This is a genomic window from Alkalihalobacterium alkalinitrilicum (assembly GCF_002019605.1).
In the GTDB taxonomy this organism is placed as follows: Bacteria; Bacillota; Bacilli; order Bacillales; family Bacillaceae_F; genus Alkalihalobacterium; species Alkalihalobacterium alkalinitrilicum.
In genome coordinates this window covers 5,228,256-5,247,856 of sequence record NZ_KV917368.1, presented here as the reverse complement: position 1 = coordinate 5,247,856, position 19,601 = coordinate 5,228,256, and the positions used below count along the sequence as shown (strand labels likewise).

19 protein-coding genes and 1 riboswitch are annotated in these 19,601 nt (G+C 36.3%); of the genes, 9 read left to right on the top strand and 10 right to left on the bottom strand.

Features of this window, described 5'->3' with window-relative positions:
• Nucleotides 1–88 precede the first annotated feature (88 nt).
• The 4 genes from BK574_RS25390 to dapD all read right to left on the bottom strand — a co-directional run bounded on the left by BK574_RS25390 (nt 89) and on the right by dapD (nt 3,932).
• Nucleotides 89–334, bottom strand: a complete 246-nt coding sequence (locus BK574_RS25390) for a YkuS family protein (protein ID WP_075385465.1) — start codon at nt 332–334, stop codon at nt 89–91.
• 458 nt (nt 335–792) lie between these two features.
• Entirely contained in the window at nt 793–1,923 is a 1,131-nt protein-coding gene (locus BK574_RS25385) for an N-acetyldiaminopimelate deacetylase (RefSeq protein WP_075385464.1), read from the bottom strand.
• Nucleotides 1,920–3,137, bottom strand: a complete 1,218-nt coding sequence (locus BK574_RS25380; protein ID WP_078430602.1) for an acetylornithine transaminase — start codon at nt 3,135–3,137, stop codon at nt 1,920–1,922. The genes BK574_RS25385 and BK574_RS25380 overlap by 4 nt, the downstream gene beginning before the upstream one ends.
• Nucleotides 3,138–3,209: 72 nt before the next feature.
• Nucleotides 3,210–3,932 carry a 2,3,4,5-tetrahydropyridine-2,6-dicarboxylate N-acetyltransferase gene (gene dapD, locus BK574_RS25375; RefSeq protein WP_075385462.1) on the bottom strand — a complete coding sequence of 241 codons (723 nt, stop codon included), beginning with the start codon at nt 3,930–3,932 and terminating at the stop codon, nt 3,210–3,212.
• A 240-nt stretch (nt 3,933–4,172) separates the two neighbouring features.
• Here dapD and rraA point away from each other — a divergent pair, with 240 nt between their 5' ends.
• Complete coding sequence (gene rraA / locus BK574_RS25370) at nt 4,173–4,652, top strand: ribonuclease E activity regulator RraA (RefSeq protein ID WP_075385461.1); 480 nt, start codon at nt 4,173–4,175, stop codon at nt 4,650–4,652.
• Between the two features lie 321 nt (nt 4,653–4,973).
• Here the strand turns inward: rraA and aceA are convergent, their stop codons facing one another.
• Nucleotides 4,974–6,266, bottom strand: a complete 1,293-nt coding sequence (gene aceA / locus BK574_RS25365; RefSeq protein WP_078430601.1) for an isocitrate lyase — start codon at nt 6,264–6,266, stop codon at nt 4,974–4,976.
• Nucleotides 6,267–6,904: 638 nt separating this feature from the next.
• A riboswitch (TPP riboswitch) is annotated at nt 6,905–7,006 on the top strand.
• A 160-nt stretch (nt 7,007–7,166) separates the two neighbouring features.
• On the opposite strand from aceA, the gene BK574_RS25360 reads away from it, so the two are divergent.
• From BK574_RS25360 to BK574_RS25340, 5 genes are read left to right on the top strand one after another with little or no spacing between them, the layout of a single operon-like run.
• Nucleotides 7,167–8,444: an acetylornithine deacetylase gene (locus BK574_RS25360; protein ID WP_078430600.1), complete on the top strand. Its 1,278-nt coding sequence runs from the start codon at nt 7,167–7,169 to the stop codon at nt 8,442–8,444.
• Nucleotides 8,445–8,460: 16 nt separating this feature from the next.
• Complete coding sequence (gene tenA, locus BK574_RS25355; protein WP_078430599.1) at nt 8,461–9,141, top strand: thiaminase II; 681 nt, start codon at nt 8,461–8,463, stop codon at nt 9,139–9,141.
• On the top strand, nt 9,128–9,907 hold the full coding sequence (locus tag BK574_RS25350; protein WP_238458093.1) for an ABC transporter ATP-binding protein: 780 nt from the start codon (nt 9,128–9,130) through the stop codon (nt 9,905–9,907). The genes tenA and BK574_RS25350 overlap by 14 nt, the downstream gene beginning before the upstream one ends.
• Nucleotides 9,904–10,656, top strand: coding sequence for an ABC transporter permease (locus BK574_RS25345; protein WP_078430597.1), 753 nt, complete (start codon nt 9,904–9,906; stop codon nt 10,654–10,656). Before BK574_RS25350 ends, BK574_RS25345 begins: the two co-directional genes overlap by 4 nt.
• On the top strand, nt 10,653–11,693 hold the full coding sequence (locus tag BK574_RS25340) for an ABC transporter substrate-binding protein (RefSeq protein ID WP_078430596.1): 1,041 nt from the start codon (nt 10,653–10,655) through the stop codon (nt 11,691–11,693). The genes BK574_RS25345 and BK574_RS25340 overlap by 4 nt, the downstream gene beginning before the upstream one ends.
• A 72-nt stretch (nt 11,694–11,765) precedes the next feature.
• Here BK574_RS25340 and BK574_RS25335 read toward each other — a convergent pair whose 3' ends face one another.
• On the bottom strand, nt 11,766–12,344 hold the full coding sequence (locus tag BK574_RS25335; RefSeq protein WP_078430595.1) for a DUF4309 domain-containing protein: 579 nt from the start codon (nt 12,342–12,344) through the stop codon (nt 11,766–11,768).
• 346 nt (nt 12,345–12,690) lie between these two features.
• On the opposite strand from BK574_RS25335, the gene BK574_RS25330 reads away from it, so the two are divergent.
• Nucleotides 12,691–12,942: a DUF2621 family protein gene (locus BK574_RS25330; RefSeq protein WP_075385455.1), complete on the top strand. Its 252-nt coding sequence runs from the start codon at nt 12,691–12,693 to the stop codon at nt 12,940–12,942.
• Nucleotides 12,943–13,160: 218 nt separating this feature from the next.
• Entirely contained in the window at nt 13,161–14,441 is a 1,281-nt protein-coding gene (locus BK574_RS25325) for an MFS transporter (RefSeq protein ID WP_238458092.1), read from the top strand.
• 4 nt (nt 14,442–14,445) lie between these two features.
• Here BK574_RS25325 and BK574_RS25320 read toward each other — a convergent pair whose 3' ends face one another.
• From BK574_RS25320 to BK574_RS25305, 4 genes are all read right to left on the bottom strand, one after another.
• Complete coding sequence (locus BK574_RS25320) at nt 14,446–14,844, bottom strand: HPr family phosphocarrier protein (RefSeq protein WP_078430592.1); 399 nt, start codon at nt 14,842–14,844, stop codon at nt 14,446–14,448.
• A 320-nt stretch (nt 14,845–15,164) separates the two neighbouring features.
• Nucleotides 15,165–16,292 carry a mechanosensitive ion channel family protein gene (locus BK574_RS25315; RefSeq protein ID WP_218970627.1) on the bottom strand — a complete coding sequence of 376 codons (1,128 nt, stop codon included), beginning with the start codon at nt 16,290–16,292 and terminating at the stop codon, nt 15,165–15,167.
• A 16-nt stretch (nt 16,293–16,308) separates the two neighbouring features.
• Complete coding sequence (locus BK574_RS25310; RefSeq protein WP_078430591.1) at nt 16,309–17,718, bottom strand: sensor histidine kinase; 1,410 nt, start codon at nt 17,716–17,718, stop codon at nt 16,309–16,311.
• 18 nt (nt 17,719–17,736) lie between these two features.
• The gene (locus BK574_RS25305) at nt 17,737–18,423 is read right to left on the bottom strand and encodes a response regulator transcription factor (protein WP_175576458.1); all 687 of its coding nucleotides are present in this window, start codon (nt 18,421–18,423) and stop codon (nt 17,737–17,739) included.
• 158 nt (nt 18,424–18,581) lie between these two features.
• Between BK574_RS25305 and BK574_RS25300 the strand changes: the two genes are divergently transcribed.
• Nucleotides 18,582–19,598, top strand: coding sequence for a phosphotransferase enzyme family protein (locus BK574_RS25300; RefSeq protein ID WP_078430590.1), 1,017 nt, complete (start codon nt 18,582–18,584; stop codon nt 19,596–19,598).
• Nucleotides 19,599–19,601 lie beyond the last annotated feature (3 nt).

Genomic DNA, 19,601 nt, shown 5'->3' with positions numbered 1-19,601 from the left:
ACCTCCAATATTAATTAATTCCGTGACTAGAATGTCCTATTCCAAAAGAAAATGAGGCCATATCAATTATGACCTCATCCTCTTTGTTTTATTGATTTAATTTTTGTTCCACTTGTTGGCAAATCTCTTCTGCTGTCATTCCTTGTGCAGATATAACAGATCCAGCTGTTATCGTATTTTGAATACCCATCATATCTTGGTCTTGTCCAGTAATTACGCAGCAATCACAACCCTTAGCATCTTGTTCTTGCTTTAATTGGACGACATCATATCCTCGTGATTGTAATTCTTGTTGTACATCCGTTAACGATTGCTCCACACCAATTTTTGGCATGTCAAACACCTCCAAAAAACATATCAATTATTTGTTACAATGTTAGGATGTACAATAAAAGGATTTTTATTCTAATTTTATTTTTATCGAAAATAGCCAAAATCTCTAATTTCTGTTTTTAAACTGCAATTGATTTGAATCGTCGGTAAAGTTTCTCGCCAATTCATTTCCTTTCCATTCTCGATAACTCATTCTAATTCTCACAAACCAGCGGTCCCCGATACTATCTACATTCTACATTTGAGTTTTACATTTGTACTCTTAACTTTTACATCATTTTCAGGTTTAACTTAATAGTTGAAACTACTTAAGTAATGGTGGAAATGGAACTTGATGCCACGATTTTGCTAGTGATAATAATAAAGTTTCAGGAAGCATTTCATAATGATAAGCTCACTGAAGCATCTAACAAAGTGAAAAATATACAAAAAAAAGACCATCACCAAAGTGAAGATCTTTTATCTATCTGATTTATAGTTTAAGTAATCGATTAAATGAGTGACAGCAACCTCAATAGCCTGTTCGCTAGGCTCTAAACGATTATCATGAAGACCATAAGGACTATTTACACCAAGCCAAAACATAAATCCTGGAACTTCTTCTAGAAAGTAACCAAAATCTTCTCCTGTCATCGCTTCCTTGCATTCAATTAAATCGACTTTTGTTTGATGTTTTGTAAAATCCATAAACTCTCGAGTTAACGCTTCGTTATTATAAACTTGACAATAATTAGCACCGTAATCAATCGTAGCTAGACATTCAAATCCCACCTCAATGCCGTGTACAAGTGCTTCAAGGCGGTTCTTGACTTTTTGCATCGACTCTATAGATAACGTTCGAATGGTTCCTTCAATACGAGCTTTTTCCGCTATTATATTCTGTTTTGTTCCACCTGTTATCTTCCCAATTGTAACGACAGCTGAATCGAGTGGATCGACATTTCGACTCACAATAGATTGAAGTTGCGTGACTAGATGAGCGGAAGCTACGATCATATCTCTCGTTGTATGAGGGTAGGCTGCATGTCCCCCTTGTCCTTTTAGATCAATAAATAATTCAGATGTATTTGCAAATAATAAACCTTCTCTCGTTGCAATCGTCCCAACTGGGTATTCTGGTGCAATATGCAATGCAATAATTTGGTCAGGTCTCCATTCTTGCAATATATCCGATGCTAACATTGGTTTTGCTCCACCTGGTCCTTCTTCCGCAGGTTGGAAGATAAATAATATATCATCTTTCGGTTGACTGATTGAAAAGTGAGTTAACACACCTAATGCAATCGTCATATGCAAATCGTGTCCACACGCATGCATTTTTCCTGAATGCATAGAACGAAAAGAGTAAGAAGTTTCTTCATCCATTGGAAGTCCATCAATGTCTGCGCGGTATCCGATCATCTTGGAGGGAGCGCTACCATGTACTTTAACAACTATCCCAGTTTTCCAAGTTTTTATCAGAAGGTGATCCTGGGGTAGTTTCGCAATATAATCTAAAAGATATGCTTGAGTTTTAACCTCTTCAAATCCTAGTTCGGGAATTTGGTGAAGTGCTCTTCTTGTTTCGATAAGTTTGGCAACATCAATCATTGTTTAAGCTCCTTCTCCTTAACAAGTTGAAGATTTGTTTCAAACACTCCAACAAATGAGTTTACTTCACTCTCTGTAAGCGTAAGTGGTGGTAGTAAACGAACAATCGTTTGTTGCGTGACATCGACTAAATAGCCATCTTCTAACAAATTACGTTGGAGGTCTTTTGCTTCTTCTGTTTTAAGGCTTGTCACAATTCCGACCATCATTCCTTTGCCGCGAATTTCCGTTATCATATGTGGATGTTTTTCCTTTAATTCATTTAATTTTTCATGTAAATAATTTGAGCGGTTCACTGATTGGTCAAGTTCCCCATCTTCTAATAAAACTCTTAATACTGTATTTCCAAGAGCTGCACTTAAAGGTGATGGCGCAAAGGTTGTACCATGGTCACCTGGTCTAAAAAGATGACTTAATTCTTCAGCGACAATAATTCCTCCAAGCGGTAAACCACCACCCACGCCTTTAGCAAATAAAATTAAGTCTGGTGTAATTCCTGCATGCTGATAAGCAAACAGCTTGCCTGTTCGACCAATTCCTGTTTGAATTTCGTCCATACAACATAACACACCATATTGTTTCGCTAACCGTGAAACCTCTTGTAAATACTCTTCTTGTAATGGTAATATCCCACCTGAACCGAGGACTGGTTCCATAAGTATGGCTGCTGGATTTTTCGTCTTGATAACTTCCTCAAGCTGTTCAATGTTATGAGGCTCAACTTCATATACAGGCATATCCGTCACAGGAAAGTCCTGATACACTCCAGGCTGGCGAGTCAACTTCAATGCACCAAGCGTTCTACCATGGAAACTTTTTTCAAGCACAACAACACCACGGTTTTCTTTATTGCCTTCTTTCGTCCATTTATGTATTAGTTTGAGGGCTGCTTCTGTAGCTTCAGCTCCAGAATTCGTAAAGAACACTTTCCCGTTAATTGAATGATTTACTAGCTTTTGTGCCAACTGAATAGCTGGTTGATTTAAAAATACATTAGAAATATGTAAGAACTTCTCTCCTTGTTCTTTAATTGTTTTTACAATTTCTGGATGAGAATGTCCTAACACATTAACTGCTAAACCCGTAAATAAGTCCAAATAGCTTTTCCCTTCCGTATCAATCAGTCGGTTACCTTCACCTCTTTCGATTGTGATTGGAAGACGATTATATGTAGACATCAAATATTGCTGATCGAGGTTTTGCCAATTCGTCATCAAAATGGCCTCCTTTTTAGATAGAGTTGAGGCACCCACCAAGCTTGAGCTCAATGAATGCCATCCTCAAAATTAATTATCTTCGTTTAAGCGACGTAATTCTTGCTTAATTTCTGTTTTTCCTTTTGTTTTCTCATCGATTTCCTTAATGACACGAGCTGGGGTTCCAGCAACAACGGTATTCGGCGGTACATCTTCTGTTACAATTGCTCCTGCAGCTACTACTGCACCTTTTCCAACAGTTACACCTTCTAGGATTACAGCATTCGCTCCAACAACTACGTCATCTTCAACGACAACTGGTTTTGCTGATGGTGGCTCAATAACACCTGCCAATACTGATCCTGCACCAATGTGGCAATTCTTACCTACTGTCGCTCGTCCACCCATTACTACGTTCATATCAATCATCGTACCTTCACCGATTACAGATCCGATATTAATACTTGCACCCATCATGATTACCGCATTGTTACCAATTTCAACCTGGTCACGAATGATCGCACCTGGTTCAATTCGCGCTTGGATGTTTTTCATATCTAAAAGCGGAATTGCAGAGTTACGACGGTCGTTTTCTACAACATAATCTTCAATTTTTGCTTCATTTTGTTGAATAGCAGCTTCAATTTCTTTCCACTCTCCAAAAAGAACCCCTACATTTCCCGTAACAAATGCTTTCGTTTCAGAACCAAAATCGATTCCTTCTAAATCACCTTTAATATGTACTTTTACTGGCGTCTTTTTCACGCTATTTGAGATAAAAGAGATAATTTCATTTGCATCCATCATTTTCATTGTTCAAGCCTCCAATAATATTTCATTTCAAAGTTTATAAGAAAAATGTCGCAGGAGGACGATTGCCCTGACGAATTTTTCCGATGATATGATTGTATCAAAAAAGCTAACATACCTCTATTATAACTTCCCACATTCATGAAAAAATTCTCTTGAATAGTTAAAATCTTTATCAAAAAAGCAGGAATTTTAATAGGAAATGACGAATTTTTATTCATCATAACGCTAGGAGGACGAACAATGTCTATTCAAACAGCTGATTTACACGACGCACATGGAGATCAATTAATACTTGCCGAACCTATTTTTCAATTTTTTGGACAGAAGAAAACATTCGAAGGTCCAATATGTACAGTACGTGTTTTCGAAGACAATGTACTAGTTAAAAAAGCGCTTCAAGAAATACCAGAAGGAAGTGTTCTCGTTGTTGACGGGGCCGCTTCGAAAAAATGCGCTTTAATGGGAGACAACTTAGCTGAAATTGCCGTCTCTCGTAATTTAGCTGGCGTGATTATTAACGGATGCATTCGTGATTCTGCTCAAATTGATAACATGAATATTGGTGTATTCGCAATAGGAACCACACCAATTCGAAGTATTAAAAAAGGAGAGGGAGAAACGAACATTCCTGTCCAATTTGCAGGAGTGAATTGGCACCCTAATCATTATGTGTACGCAGATAGTGATGGAATCCTAATCGCAGAGAAAAAAGTAGATTAGTTTTCCCACCACAATAAGTGAGTTACCAAATTAATACACGAGGAGTACCTAATAAGGTGCTCTTTTTCCATGTTTATATGATAAAGGTATTGTTTTAATGTAAGAGAGCAATTTTTTTTCAGTTCTATCATTTCAATTTGACAATTTTGATTTTTCGTAGAATGAAATCCATACGATCATTTCTTTTTAAAATTTGTAGTAAACATTCATTTTATTATAAAAGGTTTCTACCAAAAAAAAAGAGGCTAACACCGAAGAGTTAGCCTATCAAATATATTTAAATTGATGAGAGAGTTGTGTTAAATTACCAATTTATGAAAATTAGTTTTTTTGAAATTGAGCTTCTTCCGTTGAACCTTTAAGAGCTGTTGTAGAAGAAGTACCACCAGAAACAGTTTGAGACACTTGGTCAAAGTAACCAGTACCTACTTCACGTTGGTGACGAGTAGCTGTATAGCCATGCTCTTCAGCAGCAAACTCAGCTTGTTGAAGCTCAGAGTAAGCACCCATACCACGAGTTTTGTAGCCACGAGCAAGTTCAAACATGCTGTAGTTAAGAGCATGGAACCCAGCAAGTGTAACGAATTGGAATTTGTATCCCATTTTTCCAAGCTCTTGTTGGTACGTTTCAATTGTCGCTTTATCAAGATTAGCTTCCCAGTTAAATGAAGGCGAGCAGTTGTATGCAAGCATTTTCCCAGGGAATTTCGCATGAATTGCATCAGCAAATTGCTTCGCTTCTTCAAGGCTTGGTTTAGATGTTTCGCACCAGATAAGGTCAGCGTATGGAGCATATGCTAAACCACGTGCAATCGCTTGGTCAATACCAGCATTTGTACGGTAGAAACCTTCTGGAGTACGCTCACCTGTAATAAATGGAGCATCAACTGGATCAATATCACTTGTAATTAAATCAGCTGCATCTGCATCTGTACGAGCAATTACTAATGTTGGTACACCAGAAACGTCTGCTGCTAGACGAGCTGATACTAAGTTACGTACAGCTGTTTGTGTAGGAATAAGTACTTTCCCACCTAAGTGACCACATTTTTTCTCAGAAGCTAGTTGGTCTTCAAAGTGAACTCCAGAAGCACCAGCTTCAATCATACCTTTCATTAGCTCAAATACGTTTAGCTGTCCACCAAAACCAGCTTCAGCATCAGCTACGATTGGCGCAAAATAATCAACATCGCCTTCGCCTTCCATATGTTGAATTTGATCAGCACGTTGTAAAGAGTTATTAATACGTTTAACAACTTGTGGTACTGAGTTTGCAGGGTATAAACTTTGGTCAGGATACATATGACCAGCAAGGTTAGCGTCCGCTGCTACTTGCCACCCACTTAAGTAAATCGCTTTTAATCCAGCTTTCACTTGTTGAACCGCTTGCCCACCAGTTAGTGCACCAAGTGCATTTACGTAAGGCTCTTCATTTACAAGCTTCCAAAGTTTTTCTGAACCAAGTCGTGCTAATGTATGATCAATTTGTACAGAACCACGTAATTTTACTACCTCTTCAGCTGAATATGGACGCTCAATGCCCATCCAACGCGGATCAGTATCCCATTGTTGTTGTAATTTTTTTGCTTCCTCTTGAATGTTTACTTTTGCCATAATCTCCATCTCCCTTTTCTTCAAAAAATTTTAAATTATGACTGAGTTAACAATATCTTAGTACCTCATTCACAATTAATTTCGTTTCAAAGATTAATTGTTTTCTAGAAGTTCTTTAGGTTTAAGATACGAAATACCTCAATCAACTTCACTACCAGGTTACCTAATTTCTTGAACTACTTAATCTGTATTATTACAGTTTGTTGTTTACACCCTTATAATATAACAGCATTTCAGAAAACACAACTACTTTTTTCACTTTTTTTCCTTTTTAATTAAAAGTCCCAATATTCAATTTATTAACTGTTTAGTCAAAAAACTTTTCTTTAATTTACTGCTTCTTTTTTTCCTCCTCCTTTATCCATTGGTAAATACACTTTTGAATACTTTACTTTCTTTTTGGCTTATCAATCTACCTCTTTTTTTGAAATCGCTATCAAAAACCATCTATATAATACAAACTAATTCAATCTCACCTTTCATGTGTTCGGACTACTGTTATATTATATTAATATCTAGAGAAGCTGTTATGAAACAGAATATTTCACAATAATGGAGTACTTCACACTTTTTAGTTGAGTTTCTACTGTAAGTGTGTTACTTTGTTACACAGACGTATAAATAATTTAACAATTTAAAATTTCCACTAGGGGTGCTTTTTCAAAGCTGAGACTGGCAATGCCTAAACCCTTGAACCTGATCTAGATAATACTAGCGGAGGAAAGTGGATAGTCGGACCATTGAGATAAATAACTTCTCAGACATTTACTTGTTAGCAACTGACTATTCAACCACTCCCTCAACTATAAGGAAGTGGTTTTTTTACGTGTTTAGAGAACACTTCCTCAAAAGTTATTTATGTTTCTTTAAATATTTACTATTTGAAAGGAGTGAATTTTTTTGACAGAAACTTCAATTATCTCATTACTAAACCAGGTGAATGACCGTAAAGGAGAGATTATTGATTTAGCCAAAACTTTAATTCGTTTTAAAACACCCAGTCCTCCAGCGCGGAACACAGATGAAGCTCAAACATTTGTTTCTACATATTTAAAAGAATTAGGTTTTTCTATTGATAAATGGGATGTATATAAAGGTGATCCTAATGTCGTTGGTATCCTTTCTGGATCAAATTCAGACGAATATAATAGCCTACTCATTAACGGTCACATCGATGTCGCTTCAGTAGAAGAAGGAGAACAATGGGATCAAGATCCTTTTTCCCCTGTTGTAAAGGATAATATTTTATATGGACGCGGTGCAGCTGATATGAAAGGTGGTCTTGCAGGCTCACTATTTGCAATAAAACTACTAAAAGAGGCTGGGATAAACCTTCCTGGGGACTTAACCTTTCAATCCGTCATTGGTGAAGAAGTCGGTGAAGCGGGAACACTTGAGTGTTGTAAAAAAGGATATAACGCTGATTTTGCAGTCGTTGTCGATACTAGTAACTGTCAAATTCAAGGTCAAGGCGGTGTTATTACAGGCTGGATTACGATCCAAAGTCCACAAACGTTTCACGATGCGAATCGGCGCAGTATGATACATGCAGGTGGTGGTTTATTCGGAGCTAGCGCAATTGAAAAAATGACAAAAATTATAGATGGACTTAAACAATTAGAGCAACATTGGGCCGTTACGAAATCCTATCCTGGCTTTCCACCTGGAATGACGACGATTAACCCAGCTGTCATTGAAGGAGGACGCCATGCGGCTTTTGTTGCTGATCGTTGTGCTCTTTGGATTACGGTCCATTTTTATCCTAATGAAAATCATGACGACATCGCGAAAGAAATCGAAGAGCATATTCTTCACGTTGCCAAAGCTGACCCTTGGCTAAGAGAGAACCCACCTACCTTTCAATGGGGAGGGGCATCGATGATCGAAGACCGTGGTGAAATCTTTCCGTCCTTAGCTATTGATGAAAATCATGCTGGCCTACAAACACTAGCTAATGTTCATGACGTTGTATTCAGAGAAAAAGTAACAATTGGAATGTCGCCAACGGTTACCGATGGCGGTTGGCTCGGTGAAGCTGGTATTCCAACAGTCATTTACGGTCCAGGAAAACTCGAACATGCACATGCAGTAAATGAACAACTCTCTATCGATGAGCTAATTCAATTTACAAAAGTAATGACAAAATTTATTTATGATTGGTGTCATACGAAGAAATAATCAAAGGAGTGATTTGATGTTATTTACAGAACGTTTATATGAGAAAGCAAAACCGATTTGGGAAAAAAATCATAAGCACCCATTTGTTCAAGGAATTGGGCATGGAACATTAGACATTGAAAAATTTAAGTTTTTTATGCGTCAAGATTATTTATATTTAATCGATTATGCCCGTTTATTTGCTTTAGGTAGCTTGAAAGGAGGAGACCTTAAAACGATGTCCACTTTTGCTAAGTTACTTGATTCTACTTTAAATGTAGAAATGGATTTGCATAGACAGTACGCACGTCGCCTCGGTATTAACGATGATGAGCTTGAAACAACAAAAGCTGCTCCTACTACTTTAGCTTATAGCGGATATATGTTAAACGTGTCACAAAGAGGATCCCTTGCTGAACTAGTCGCTGCTGTCCTTCCATGTACTTGGAGCTATTTTGAAATTGGAACTGAACTTAGTAAAATACCTGGTGCACTTGAAAATGAAACATACGGTGAATGGGTTAAAATGTATGCTTCTGAGGAATTTGGGGAATTAGCGGATTGGTTAATTACTTTAATGAACGAATTAACAGAAGGAAAAACAGAAGCAGAACTAGCAAACCTCGAAGAAATTTTCCTAAATACAAGTCGATATGAATATATGTTCTGGGATATGTCTTACAACATGGAGATGTGGCCAACAGATGAGGAGCAATAATGTTCTCACATTTGACCACGTTTCATTTTCCTATAAGGGAATAAAGAAAGAAAAGACTTCTCCAATTTTAAACGAACTATCATTATCAGTTAAAGGTGGTGAATTTGTCAGCTTATTAGGCCCAAGTGGATCTGGAAAAAGTACTATATTTCGCCTAATCACAGGTCTAGAACAACCTACAAATGGAGCGATTTCCCTTTATGGTCAAGAGGAAAATAACCGTTTAGGTAAAGTCGGTTACATGCCGCAACAAGATATGCTACTTGATTGGCGAAATATACTTGACAATGCGTTCCTACCTCTTGAAATAAACGGCTTTACGAAAAAAAGCAAAAAAGAACATGTTCTTCAACTACTTGAGGAATTCGGCTTAAAAGGTTACGAGTATGATTATCCACATCAACTTTCGGGTGGGATGAGGCAACGAGTCTCTTTTCTACGAGCAATGCTAGGTGGTGGTGACCTTTTACTTCTTGATGAGCCTTTTAGTGCATTAGATGCAGTGACTCGTCTTTCAATGCAAGAGTGGCTATTAGAACAATGGGAGAAGCTTGAAAAAACTGTCATTTTTATTACTCATGATGTCGATGAAGCATTATTTTTATCGGATCGAATTTTCCTCTTCTCCCAATCACCACTTACGAGCTTTAAGGAAATTCAAGTACCCTTATCTCGACCAAGAACATTAGAAGACTTGCTATCACCTGAGCTTGCAAAAATAAAAAAAGATTTACTCCAAGAATTACGCAAGCAGGTGAAGCTATGAAACAATTAAAGTATTACATGAGTTCGGTTATTCTTTTACTCCTTCTTTTTTTAGGATGGGAAATCAGTGCAATCCAATTCAATAAACCGTTTATACTGCCTTCGCCAACGCTCATATTAGCAAAAATGGTCGAACTTCATGATGTACTGTTTAAAGTACATTTACTAGCAACGTTAGAAGTTGTTCTAATTGGCTTGTGTATTTCGGTTGTATTTGGGGTTGGTCTTGCCGTTTGGATGAATATGAGCCAGCTAGCAGAAAAAACATTTTTTCCACTCGTCATTGCCTCACAAACCATTCCGATTATCGCCCTAGCACCGATTTTTGTATTGTGGTTTGGGTATACAATTTGGAGTAAAGTCGTTGTAACCGTGCTTATTACATTTTTCCCTATCACGATTGGAGCATTTGATGGTCTTCGTTCCACGAGTAGAGATCATATCGATTTATTACGAACGATGGGAGCGAGCCGCTGGCAAACCTTTTTTAAAATTCAAGTACCTACTGCACTTCCATATTTCTTCTCTGGTTTAAAAGTTGCTGTCACTTTAAGTGTCATTGGAGCAGCAATCGGTGAATGGTTAGGTGCAAATGCAGGTTTAGGGTATTTTAGTCGTAGAATGATGACTCAGTTTGATGGTGCTGGCGTTTTTGCCCCGATTGTTTGGTTATCGATCTTAGGGATCACGTTATTTTTACTAGTTAAAGCATTAGAAACTTACTTACTTAAATGGAGGAATAAACCATGAAAAAATTATCAATGTTTGTCCTGTCTCTTGTTACAGCATTCAGCTTAGCAGCTTGTGGAGGCGATACCCAACAAGAGGAAACAGAAGAAGCTCCAGGAAGTGAAACTCCTGAAACCACTGAAACTGAAGAATTAACGAGCATTGACATCATGCTCGACTGGTATCCAAATGCTGTCCACTCGTATTTATACGTAGCACTAGAAGAAGGATATTTTGAAGAAGAAGGATTGGATGTAAATATCGTTTTCCCTGCAAATCCAACAGACCCGATCAACTTAGCAGCTTCAGGTGGAGTTACGCTCGGAATTACATATCAACCTGATGTTATTATGGCTCGAACGATGGATGTCCCAGTTGTTTCTATTGCGGCAATCGTTCGTTCACCTTTAAACCATATGATGGTGATGGCGGACAGTGATATTGAATCTCCCGCAGACTTAGAAGGAAAAACTGTCGGTTACCCTGGGATTCCTGTAAATGAACCCATTTTAAAAACAATGGTTGAAGCAGATGGCGGAAATTATGATGAAGTGAACTTAATTGATGTTGGTTTTGAATTAGGTTCTTCCATTGTTAGTGAACGGGTCGATGCTGTAATTGGAACTTATATTAATCATGAATATCCAGTATTACAACACCAAGGACATGATATTCGTTATTTTAACCCTATTGAGTATGGCGTCCCTTCTTATTATGAATTAGTCATTGTGACTAATGAAGACAATTTAGAAACGAAACGTGACGAAATCGAAGCGTTTTGGCGTGCAGCAGTGAAAGGCTACGAAAAAATGAAAAATGAACCGACAGAAAGCCTTGATATTTTATTTGCCAATCAAGATCAAGCGAATTTCCCACTTATTCGTGATGTCGAAGAACAAAGCTTAGAAATCCTCCTTTCCAAAATGGAAAGTGAAAATGAAAGCTTTGGAAGTCAATATGAGGAATCATGGCAAGAAGTCATTGACTGGTTAGTAGATGCAGGACTTATTGTAGATGCTCCTGAAGTTGATACGATTTTTGAAGACATAACTGAATAAATACGTAGAAAAAAGCTGCATCATTCGGTGCAGCTTTTTTAACTCTAGAAAATTTATATTCCTTCAACAAGATTATAATCTCTTTTTCAACCAAGCAAATAAGATGTTTCCATTCTCTTCATCCGCTTCAAACATGAGTGAATATTGATCTAAATAATATTCATACATCCATAGATCTTCCATTTCATTTCGTTCGCTTACATCTGGAGTACCTAATGCTTTTTTTAGCTTAGATGCATCAAGATCTTCATCTTCTGTAGACAAAGCGATTGCCACTAATTGATTCGTTTCAGGATTTATAAAAAAGGTTGCATCGTCGTATCGAAAAAATTGTCCACCCTCGTAATAACCTGTATCAATTGCAGTACCTCTTTTAGATAGTATTTCATCTTTATTTGTACCAATACGAAATTCTATATCATCTAACTGTCCGTCTAAACCTTTTTCAATCCAACTAAAATCAACAATATGTTTATCCGTCTTTTTATTGGCCGCCAATACGACTCCATCATCAACTTTTTGTTCCTTAGTCGATACTATTTTGCTGTTTTCCAAAGGTGTAGTTAATTTCTCATTAACTAATTCAACTGAAAACAACATAACAATAATAAACATCGTGATCATTGATAATTTAAACATACGGTGACTCATAATCTGTAATCCCTCCAAAAAACATAATAATGAAAGTCTCTTATTTTGATTTAAGCTATTTTTAAAAATCTAGACAATTCTACTTGCTTTAGCCAGTAGTCAAACGAATAAATAGCTCTTTCCTTTAAGTTTAAGGATGTTAAAAACAATAAGTTATCGAATAAAAACTTTTCTTATGCTCCCCTTTTGTTACCTGTTTACCCTATCTTACTCAAAAATATGCCTATACCGAATTACTCTTTATTGTTAGACGAAGATTGATTATAAGGTTACAAATTGTGATCTCTTACAATTATGTATATAATAGATTAGAAAATAATTAAGCTTTTTGAAAGGATTGAAATTCGTGAGTTGGAATGATGAAGCAACAAATTTTTTAGAAGAAATATTAGCACCAGTACCCGTATTTGTTAGACCGATGGCTAAAAAAGGAATTCAAGCAAAAATTAATGAATTAGCAAATGGTGAAGAAGTGACAAAAGACCATGTCATTCGAGGATATATCCTTGCTTCACCTGGCCCAATGCAAAAGCGTGCAGTAGCTACATTAAAGAGTAAAAATATTGATTTAACTCCATATGAAGACTTACTAAAGTAAGGTGAGTACATACACTGGTTATTAAAGGGAGGTCTTGTTAAGATCTCCCTTTGGTAATGGTTACGCTTAATAAGAAACCGCTTTCTTTAATAATATTATATTCCTCGTTCAACTTGAATTCCCCTGCCCATCAGCCAATTAATTTCCAGAAAAATTTTTAACTCTATGTTTTTGTATGAAATTGCATTACAATTAGTAGTATGAATTTTCTAAATAAAATGTCAAAGGTTTGGTTTAAGGTGAAACAACACTCTATCCATAAAGGATGGTTTATGCTCATCCTCATCGTATTAAGTGTGCTAGCATGTCTCGGTTTTGGCCGCTTTTCGTTTGGTGTTATTCTACCATTTATGAAAGACGGTTTAATGTTAGATTACCGAGAAACAGGTTTAATTGCCTCATCGATATTCTTGGGGTATTTAATTGCCGTCCTATTATCTGGTTTTTTTGTATTACGTTTTTCAGCAAAAAAAGTGATCATTGTTTCACTTTTAATTATCGCTACCGGAATGGTTATCACAGCCAATGCTCAGCATTTTTGGGTCGCCTATATAGGCAGTTTTATTACGGGTTTAGGGACTGGAGGTTCTTATGTTCCTTCATTAGGTCTCATTAGTCAATGGTTTTCTCCTAAAAAAAGAGGAATGGCCATGGGAACTGCCATGGCTGGGTCAGGGATTGGTATGGTTTTTAGCGGGTTTGCGGTCCCGGCCTTAGTTGTGATAAGTTCGGACCAAGGGTGGCGCTTAAGTTGGTATTTGCTTGCCTTTTTAGTTATTATCATCGCTCTAATTAATTCGATATTTTTAAAAAATAAGCCTGAAGAAGTTCAACTGTTACCAATTGGTGCTATTGAAAATAGGAATGAGCACCAACACCATGTTGAAACTTCCTCGAAGCCAAGTATTGTATATCGTAACAAAACACTTTGGTTTATTGGTTCTATTTACTTTTTATGGGGTATGAGTTATTTAATATTCTCAACATTTCTCGTAGATTACTTGATTACTGACGTCAACTTCACTAGTCAACAAGCTGGTCAGTTTTTTGCAGCAGCTGGGATTGCTAGTATTATTAGTGGCTTTTTATGGGGAACAGTCTCAGATAAAGTTGGTAGAATGTTGTCGTTAATGATCGTATTTTCCACACAATTTCTGATGTTAATGGGACTTAGTTTTTCTACCGATAGCTTTTTCATTTTCATGCAAGTCATTATTTATGGAACGACACTATGGGGTGTGCCTACAATAATGAATGCAAGTGTTGGAGATTATATCGAAGCAAAGTTTATTCCTGTTGCGATGGGGTTTGTAACGATATTTTTTAGTGCTGGTCAACTCGTCTCCCCTGTCGTCACTGGATTTTTAATTGACTATACTAACTCCTATTTAAGTGCCCATCTATTATCGGCAATCACTTGTTTAATATGCGGGTTAGGATGTTATGCACTCTTTTATACAGAACGGAAGAAAACAACCAATCTTAAACTTGAAATGTAGTAACCTATATTTCTTTTTTGCCAGTTTTCAAATAGGACTTAGCTACAGAACGGACGGAGGAGTTCAGGACTGACATCGAATGGCACATTGCTTCTTGTACAGTTTCGGCTCCTTCTTCTTCCCAGTAACTTAACGGTATTTTTTCATGAAGTTTGTTTACGAAATAGTTCCAAAATTGAACCACTTGTTCCGCATCTTCACCTTCAACAGAAAGCGTGTACTCTTCTCCTATTGTCGTCATTAACATAAACGACATTAACCCTAATAAACTCTTACCATTACATTGATGACTTTCAGTTTTAAAATAGATCTTGCTAGCAAAACGTTCATTTATCGTAACAAGTTCTATTACTTTTCTAACCGTAAATCCTTTTGGAAAATCCAATTGTTTTTCAATTTTCATTGTAATCCCTCCACTTCGCTGATTACGGATTATTATAATAGCAAAGCAATTTCCTCACTACAACTTTGTTACATTTAATAACAGATCAATCTAAAAAACTAACTCATTAGTTTTAGTAAACTTAAAGCGTCTTCTTTTCATCTACGATGAATTAATGGACATTAACACTGTAATAACTATACGTAGAAATTCATGAACATCGACAAACCCCTTTAAATCTCGAGTAATTTCATGTCTGAGGAAATCCGTTACTAGTTTCATTCCGCCTAAGTATAAAAGCACACCATCAATATACAAAAAAAAAAGCTGACACATATTGGTCAGCTTAACTCTTTAGTTTCTTTTTCAACCTGTTCCATTCTTTCCAGTTTTTCTCCCTTTTCGATGTATAATGATCGGCTTGGGAACGCAATGGAAGCTCCTTCTTCCTCAAGAATTTCTAATATCTTAAAATTAATATCTTCTTTAACTGCCAAGTATTCGGCCCATACAGTTGTTTTCGTAAAGAAATATAAGAAAATGTCTAAACTACTATCATTAAATTTATCAAAACGAACCATGATCGTTTCTGGATGAACTTCTTCGTGTATTCGAATCATCTTTTCAATGCGTTCCACACAATTTTTCATCTGCTCTCGTGACGTTCGATACGTTAAGCCGAGATTAAATGTCACTCTTCGTTTACCCATATTGCTAAAATTTTCAATTTCCTGATTCGCCAATGTAGAGTTCGGTATCACAATTACTGAATTGGCAAATGTTCGTATCTTTGTACTTCTAAATCCAATATCTTCTACTACCCCCTCTACAGAGGCGGTCTTGATCCAATCACCAAGAGAAAACGGTTTTTCTGTAATTATTACGACTCCACCAAATAAATTCCCTAATGTACTTTGGGCCGCAAGCGCTACAGCTAAACCACCAATTCCTAAACCTGCAACTAAATTGTTAATATTGTGTCCCCAGGCTTGCGCGACTAAGCTAAGAAGTACAGCGAAAATAACAACTTGTACAACTCTCGAAAAGAATGGAATTAAAATTTCATCAAACTCCATATCAAACTTTTCTTTAAGTTTTTCAAATACACTCGAACTTTTACTGGAAAGCTTAAGCAATCCAGATCCAATAATTAAAATGACAATTGTATTGAAAATACGATCCACCATTAACTCAGTTCCTAGAGGTAGATCATGCGTCTTAATTCCAATATAAATCGGTAAGAAGATAAAAAACGTTCGCAGTGGTTTTTCATACGCATTTAAGACTGCAATAAAAAATGGATTATGAGTTTTATTGATTAGCTTCGATAGTACATAGATTACGAGCTTTGATATCCAACGATTAATAAAAACAAAGAATATGACAATAATAATTGTTGTTATCTCTCGATAGTGCATAAATAAAGAAATAAGTTGATTGATTAACTCTGGCACTTCATACTCCCCCATTATTCGACTTCCTCTCCTATTCATCTTGTGGTAACAAGAGAGTAAATGTAGTTCCTTCACCTAATATACTTTCAACCTCTATTGTACCGCGATGAAGTTCAACGATATGTTTTACGATTGCTAGTCCTAAACCACTTCCACCATTGCTAGAAGTTCTTGATTTATCGACTCGATAAAACCTCTCCCAAATAAACGGCAATTCACTTTCTGGAATACCTTTTCCAGTATCTTCAATTGAGATCATTAACTGCCTTAATTGCTCATCCTTATGAATACGAACATGAATCGTACCATTCTGTGTATAGCGAATACTGTTTTCTATTACATTTTTAATAACCTGCTTCATTTTTTCTTTATCAAAATAAGCCGACCACTGTTTATTTTCAATGTGTAGTTCAAATTGAATATTTTCTTGTTGTAATTTTAAATCAAAATCTAACTTCAGATCCTGGAGCCAAGAATATAAGTTTACATCATCTTTATGGAGTTGTATATTTCCTTCCTCATATTTTGCAAGTTCAAACAAATCATTGACGAGAACTTCCATATTTTTGGCTTGTTTATAAATCATTTCCGCTTGTTTTTTACACATAGAATCACTCTCTTTACGATCCTTTAACAAGGCAGCATAGGCCTTTACATACGTTAACGGCGTTCGCAAATCATGTGATATGTGGGATAAAAACTCTTTTCTCGTTTCATTATATCGTTTTAATTGATTTGACATTTGTTGAATATCTTGGGCAAGTCGTCCGACCTCGTCTTTAGCTGTTGTTTGAATTTCATACTCAAAGTCCCCTTGAGCAATTCGATTCGTCGCCTCCCCCATCTTTTGTAATGGTTTGGTTAATACTCTTGTTAAATATAAGACAAATAGGAGTCCTATAACAAAGATAATCATACTCATAATAAATACAAGTTGAAGGATGTTGTTTTTCGTCGTTTCAAATTCCCTCATATCTTGATCTATAAATAAATAGCCTTTGACTCGTTCATTGACGTACACTGGCTGCATTGACCATATATGTTGAATATGATGCTCCCTTGATTTGACATATTCAGTAAACGGTTGTTGGTCACCAGCCTGCAAAGGAACTATATAAATAACTGATTCCACCCATAAACGGTACGCTTCAATTAGTTCAGTATCAATAGGCTGTGCCATTACTAGCGGCGTTAACTGTTCGTCAAAAAGGAGAAAGTTGACCGTATCTTCCTTTTCCATTTTTAACACATGTAAAATCGTATCAATCACAAAATGGTTTTCGATACTGTCAGCATGAGCGACAAGACGATGCTCTAACTGTTTTGTAAGGTGATCCTGATAAAATTCTTTAGATTGTATATAAAACGTAATACTCATCGTTAATATTGTAGCTATTAAGCTAATCACTAAGAGTAGCGTAAGTTTTGAAGAAAGTTTCATTCTATCCTCCACTTTTCACTAAAGTTCTTGAACAACTTGATAGCCGATGCCCCAAACCGTTTCAATAACTTTATGAGTATATCCTGTTTTCTTTAATTTTTCACGGATGTTCTTAATGTGAGCATCAACATTTCTTGCATCTCCGTCAAATGTAAAATCCCACTCTAATTCCACCAACTGCTCTCGTGAGTATACTCTTCCTGGACGGCTTGCTAGGCGGAAAAAGAGTTGAAATTCTTTTTTTGTTAATGGAACAATTTTTCCATTATAAGACACTTGATATTTTTCTTGATCAAATATAAGTTGATGAATTTCAAACGTGTCTTCTGTAATTGCTGACCGTCGTAGAACAGATTGAATCCTTGCGACCATTTCTCTGGGTTCAAACGGTTTAACAATATAATCATCTGCCCCTTGAGTTAATCCTCTGACGATATCATCTGTATCTCCAAGTGCAGTTAGCAAGATTACTGGAATATCTTTCATTTTCTCGATTTGTTTCATTTCCGATAGGACTGAAAAACCGTCCATAATTGGCATCATCACATCAAGAAGTACAAGGTCAACAGGTTGTGACTCGAATAACTCTAGCGCCACATCCCCATTCTCGGCTTCTATTGTTTCATATTCACCTTGTAAACAAATACTTATTAATTCACGCATATCTCTTTCATCATCCACAATGAGAATATTTTTTTTTTTCATAATTGACCCTCCTCGTAACTTTCTTTATTCTATAACGTCTAATCCTATATACTTTACAAGTACCTAAACACATTAATTTTAATGAATGATGACGAGACTAAGCTTTACTACGATAAAAAAGGAAAACAAAAAGTACTATCTATAAGGAAGTGAACTTTATGGAAAAAGAAGTCCAACAGTATTTTAATGGTAATATTTTACTTCAAGCTGCTTCTCGCTTTCAATTACCATTCTCCTCTTTAAAAGAATTAGGAAACTTTGAAAACTACGTTTATGAAGGAACTAATCCAAAAGGAGAAGATGTGGTTCTAAGATTAACTCATAGTAGTCATAGAACGAAAGAGCAAATTGAAGCAGAACTTCATTGGCTGTCTTATTTAAAGAAAAATAAGGCCCCTGCTTGTGGTTGCTTGCCTTCCATACATGGAAATGCAGTTGAAACCATTCAAGCAGAAAGTACCTCGTTTTACGCTAGTTTATTTGAAAAAGCTGAAGGTCACGCAATAAAAGTTGATGCACCTTCCTTTCATCAGGCTTTAATTACAAAATGGGGAGAAACGATTGGTACGTTTCATCGTTTAACAAGACATTATGAAAAACCTGACTACATAATGAAACGACCCGATCTCATAGAAGAGTATGCTAGTCAATTTGCACCTTTTCTTCCTGCCGACCAACCATTGCGTGAAAAAGTAAAGCATGTTTTAGAATCCATTTCAGCTCTTCCCAAAACATCAGAACGGTATGGACTCATTCATTCGGATATACATTCAGGAAACTTTTTCTATGACGAAGAAACAAATAAAATTTCTGTATTTGATTTTGACGATTGCTCTTATCATCATTTTATAAGTGATATTGCCATACCTGTTTATTATACCACTTGGTTAAAAGTCTCTACCAAAGAAGCACGAACAGAATATAGTCACAACTTTCTCACCGATTTTTTAAAAGGCTATCAAGTTGAACGAGCGATACCGTTAGACCACCTTTATGAAATTCCGCTTTTTCTCAAATTAAGAGATTGTGAACTATATGGAGTGCTTCATAAAAAATGGGATACTACCAACCTAAATAATAAACAGAAAAATCTATTAAATGAAATCTATCAGCGAATTATGAACGATGAACCGATCATTGATCTTAACATCGACCGCATTATTCATTCACTCTAATAT

Coding starts and splice junctions, on each gene's coding strand:
- tenA (WP_078430599.1), top strand. CDS start 8,461: ATGTTATTTACAGAACGTTTATATGAGAAAGCAAAACCGATTTGGGAA.
- BK574_RS25325 (WP_238458092.1), top strand. CDS start 13,161: ATGTCAAAGGTTTGGTTTAAGGTGAAACAACACTCTATCCATAAAGGA.
- BK574_RS25310 (WP_078430591.1), bottom strand. CDS start 17,718: ATGAAACTTTCTTCAAAACTTACGCTACTCTTAGTGATTAGCTTAATA.
- BK574_RS25340 (WP_078430596.1), top strand. CDS start 10,653: ATGAAAAAATTATCAATGTTTGTCCTGTCTCTTGTTACAGCATTCAGC.
- rraA (WP_075385461.1), top strand. CDS start 4,173: ATGTCTATTCAAACAGCTGATTTACACGACGCACATGGAGATCAATTA.
- BK574_RS25315 (WP_218970627.1), bottom strand. CDS start 16,292: ATGGGGGAGTATGAAGTGCCAGAGTTAATCAATCAACTTATTTCTTTA.
- BK574_RS25335 (WP_078430595.1), bottom strand. CDS start 12,344: ATGAGTCACCGTATGTTTAAATTATCAATGATCACGATGTTTATTATT.
- BK574_RS25385 (WP_075385464.1), bottom strand. CDS start 1,923: ATGATTGATGTTGCCAAACTTATCGAAACAAGAAGAGCACTTCACCAA.
- BK574_RS25345 (WP_078430597.1), top strand. CDS start 9,904: ATGAAACAATTAAAGTATTACATGAGTTCGGTTATTCTTTTACTCCTT.
- BK574_RS25390 (WP_075385465.1), bottom strand. CDS start 334: ATGCCAAAAATTGGTGTGGAGCAATCGTTAACGGATGTACAACAAGAA.
- aceA (WP_078430601.1), bottom strand. CDS start 6,266: ATGGCAAAAGTAAACATTCAAGAGGAAGCAAAAAAATTACAACAACAA.
- BK574_RS25305 (WP_175576458.1), bottom strand. CDS start 18,423: ATGAAAAAAAAAAATATTCTCATTGTGGATGATGAAAGAGATATGCGT.
- BK574_RS25320 (WP_078430592.1), bottom strand. CDS start 14,844: ATGAAAATTGAAAAACAATTGGATTTTCCAAAAGGATTTACGGTTAGA.
- BK574_RS25300 (WP_078430590.1), top strand. CDS start 18,582: ATGGAAAAAGAAGTCCAACAGTATTTTAATGGTAATATTTTACTTCAA.
- BK574_RS25350 (WP_238458093.1), top strand. CDS start 9,128: ATGAGGAGCAATAATGTTCTCACATTTGACCACGTTTCATTTTCCTAT.
- dapD (WP_075385462.1), bottom strand. CDS start 3,932: ATGAAAATGATGGATGCAAATGAAATTATCTCTTTTATCTCAAATAGC.
- BK574_RS25380 (WP_078430602.1), bottom strand. CDS start 3,137: ATGACGAATTGGCAAAACCTCGATCAGCAATATTTGATGTCTACATAT.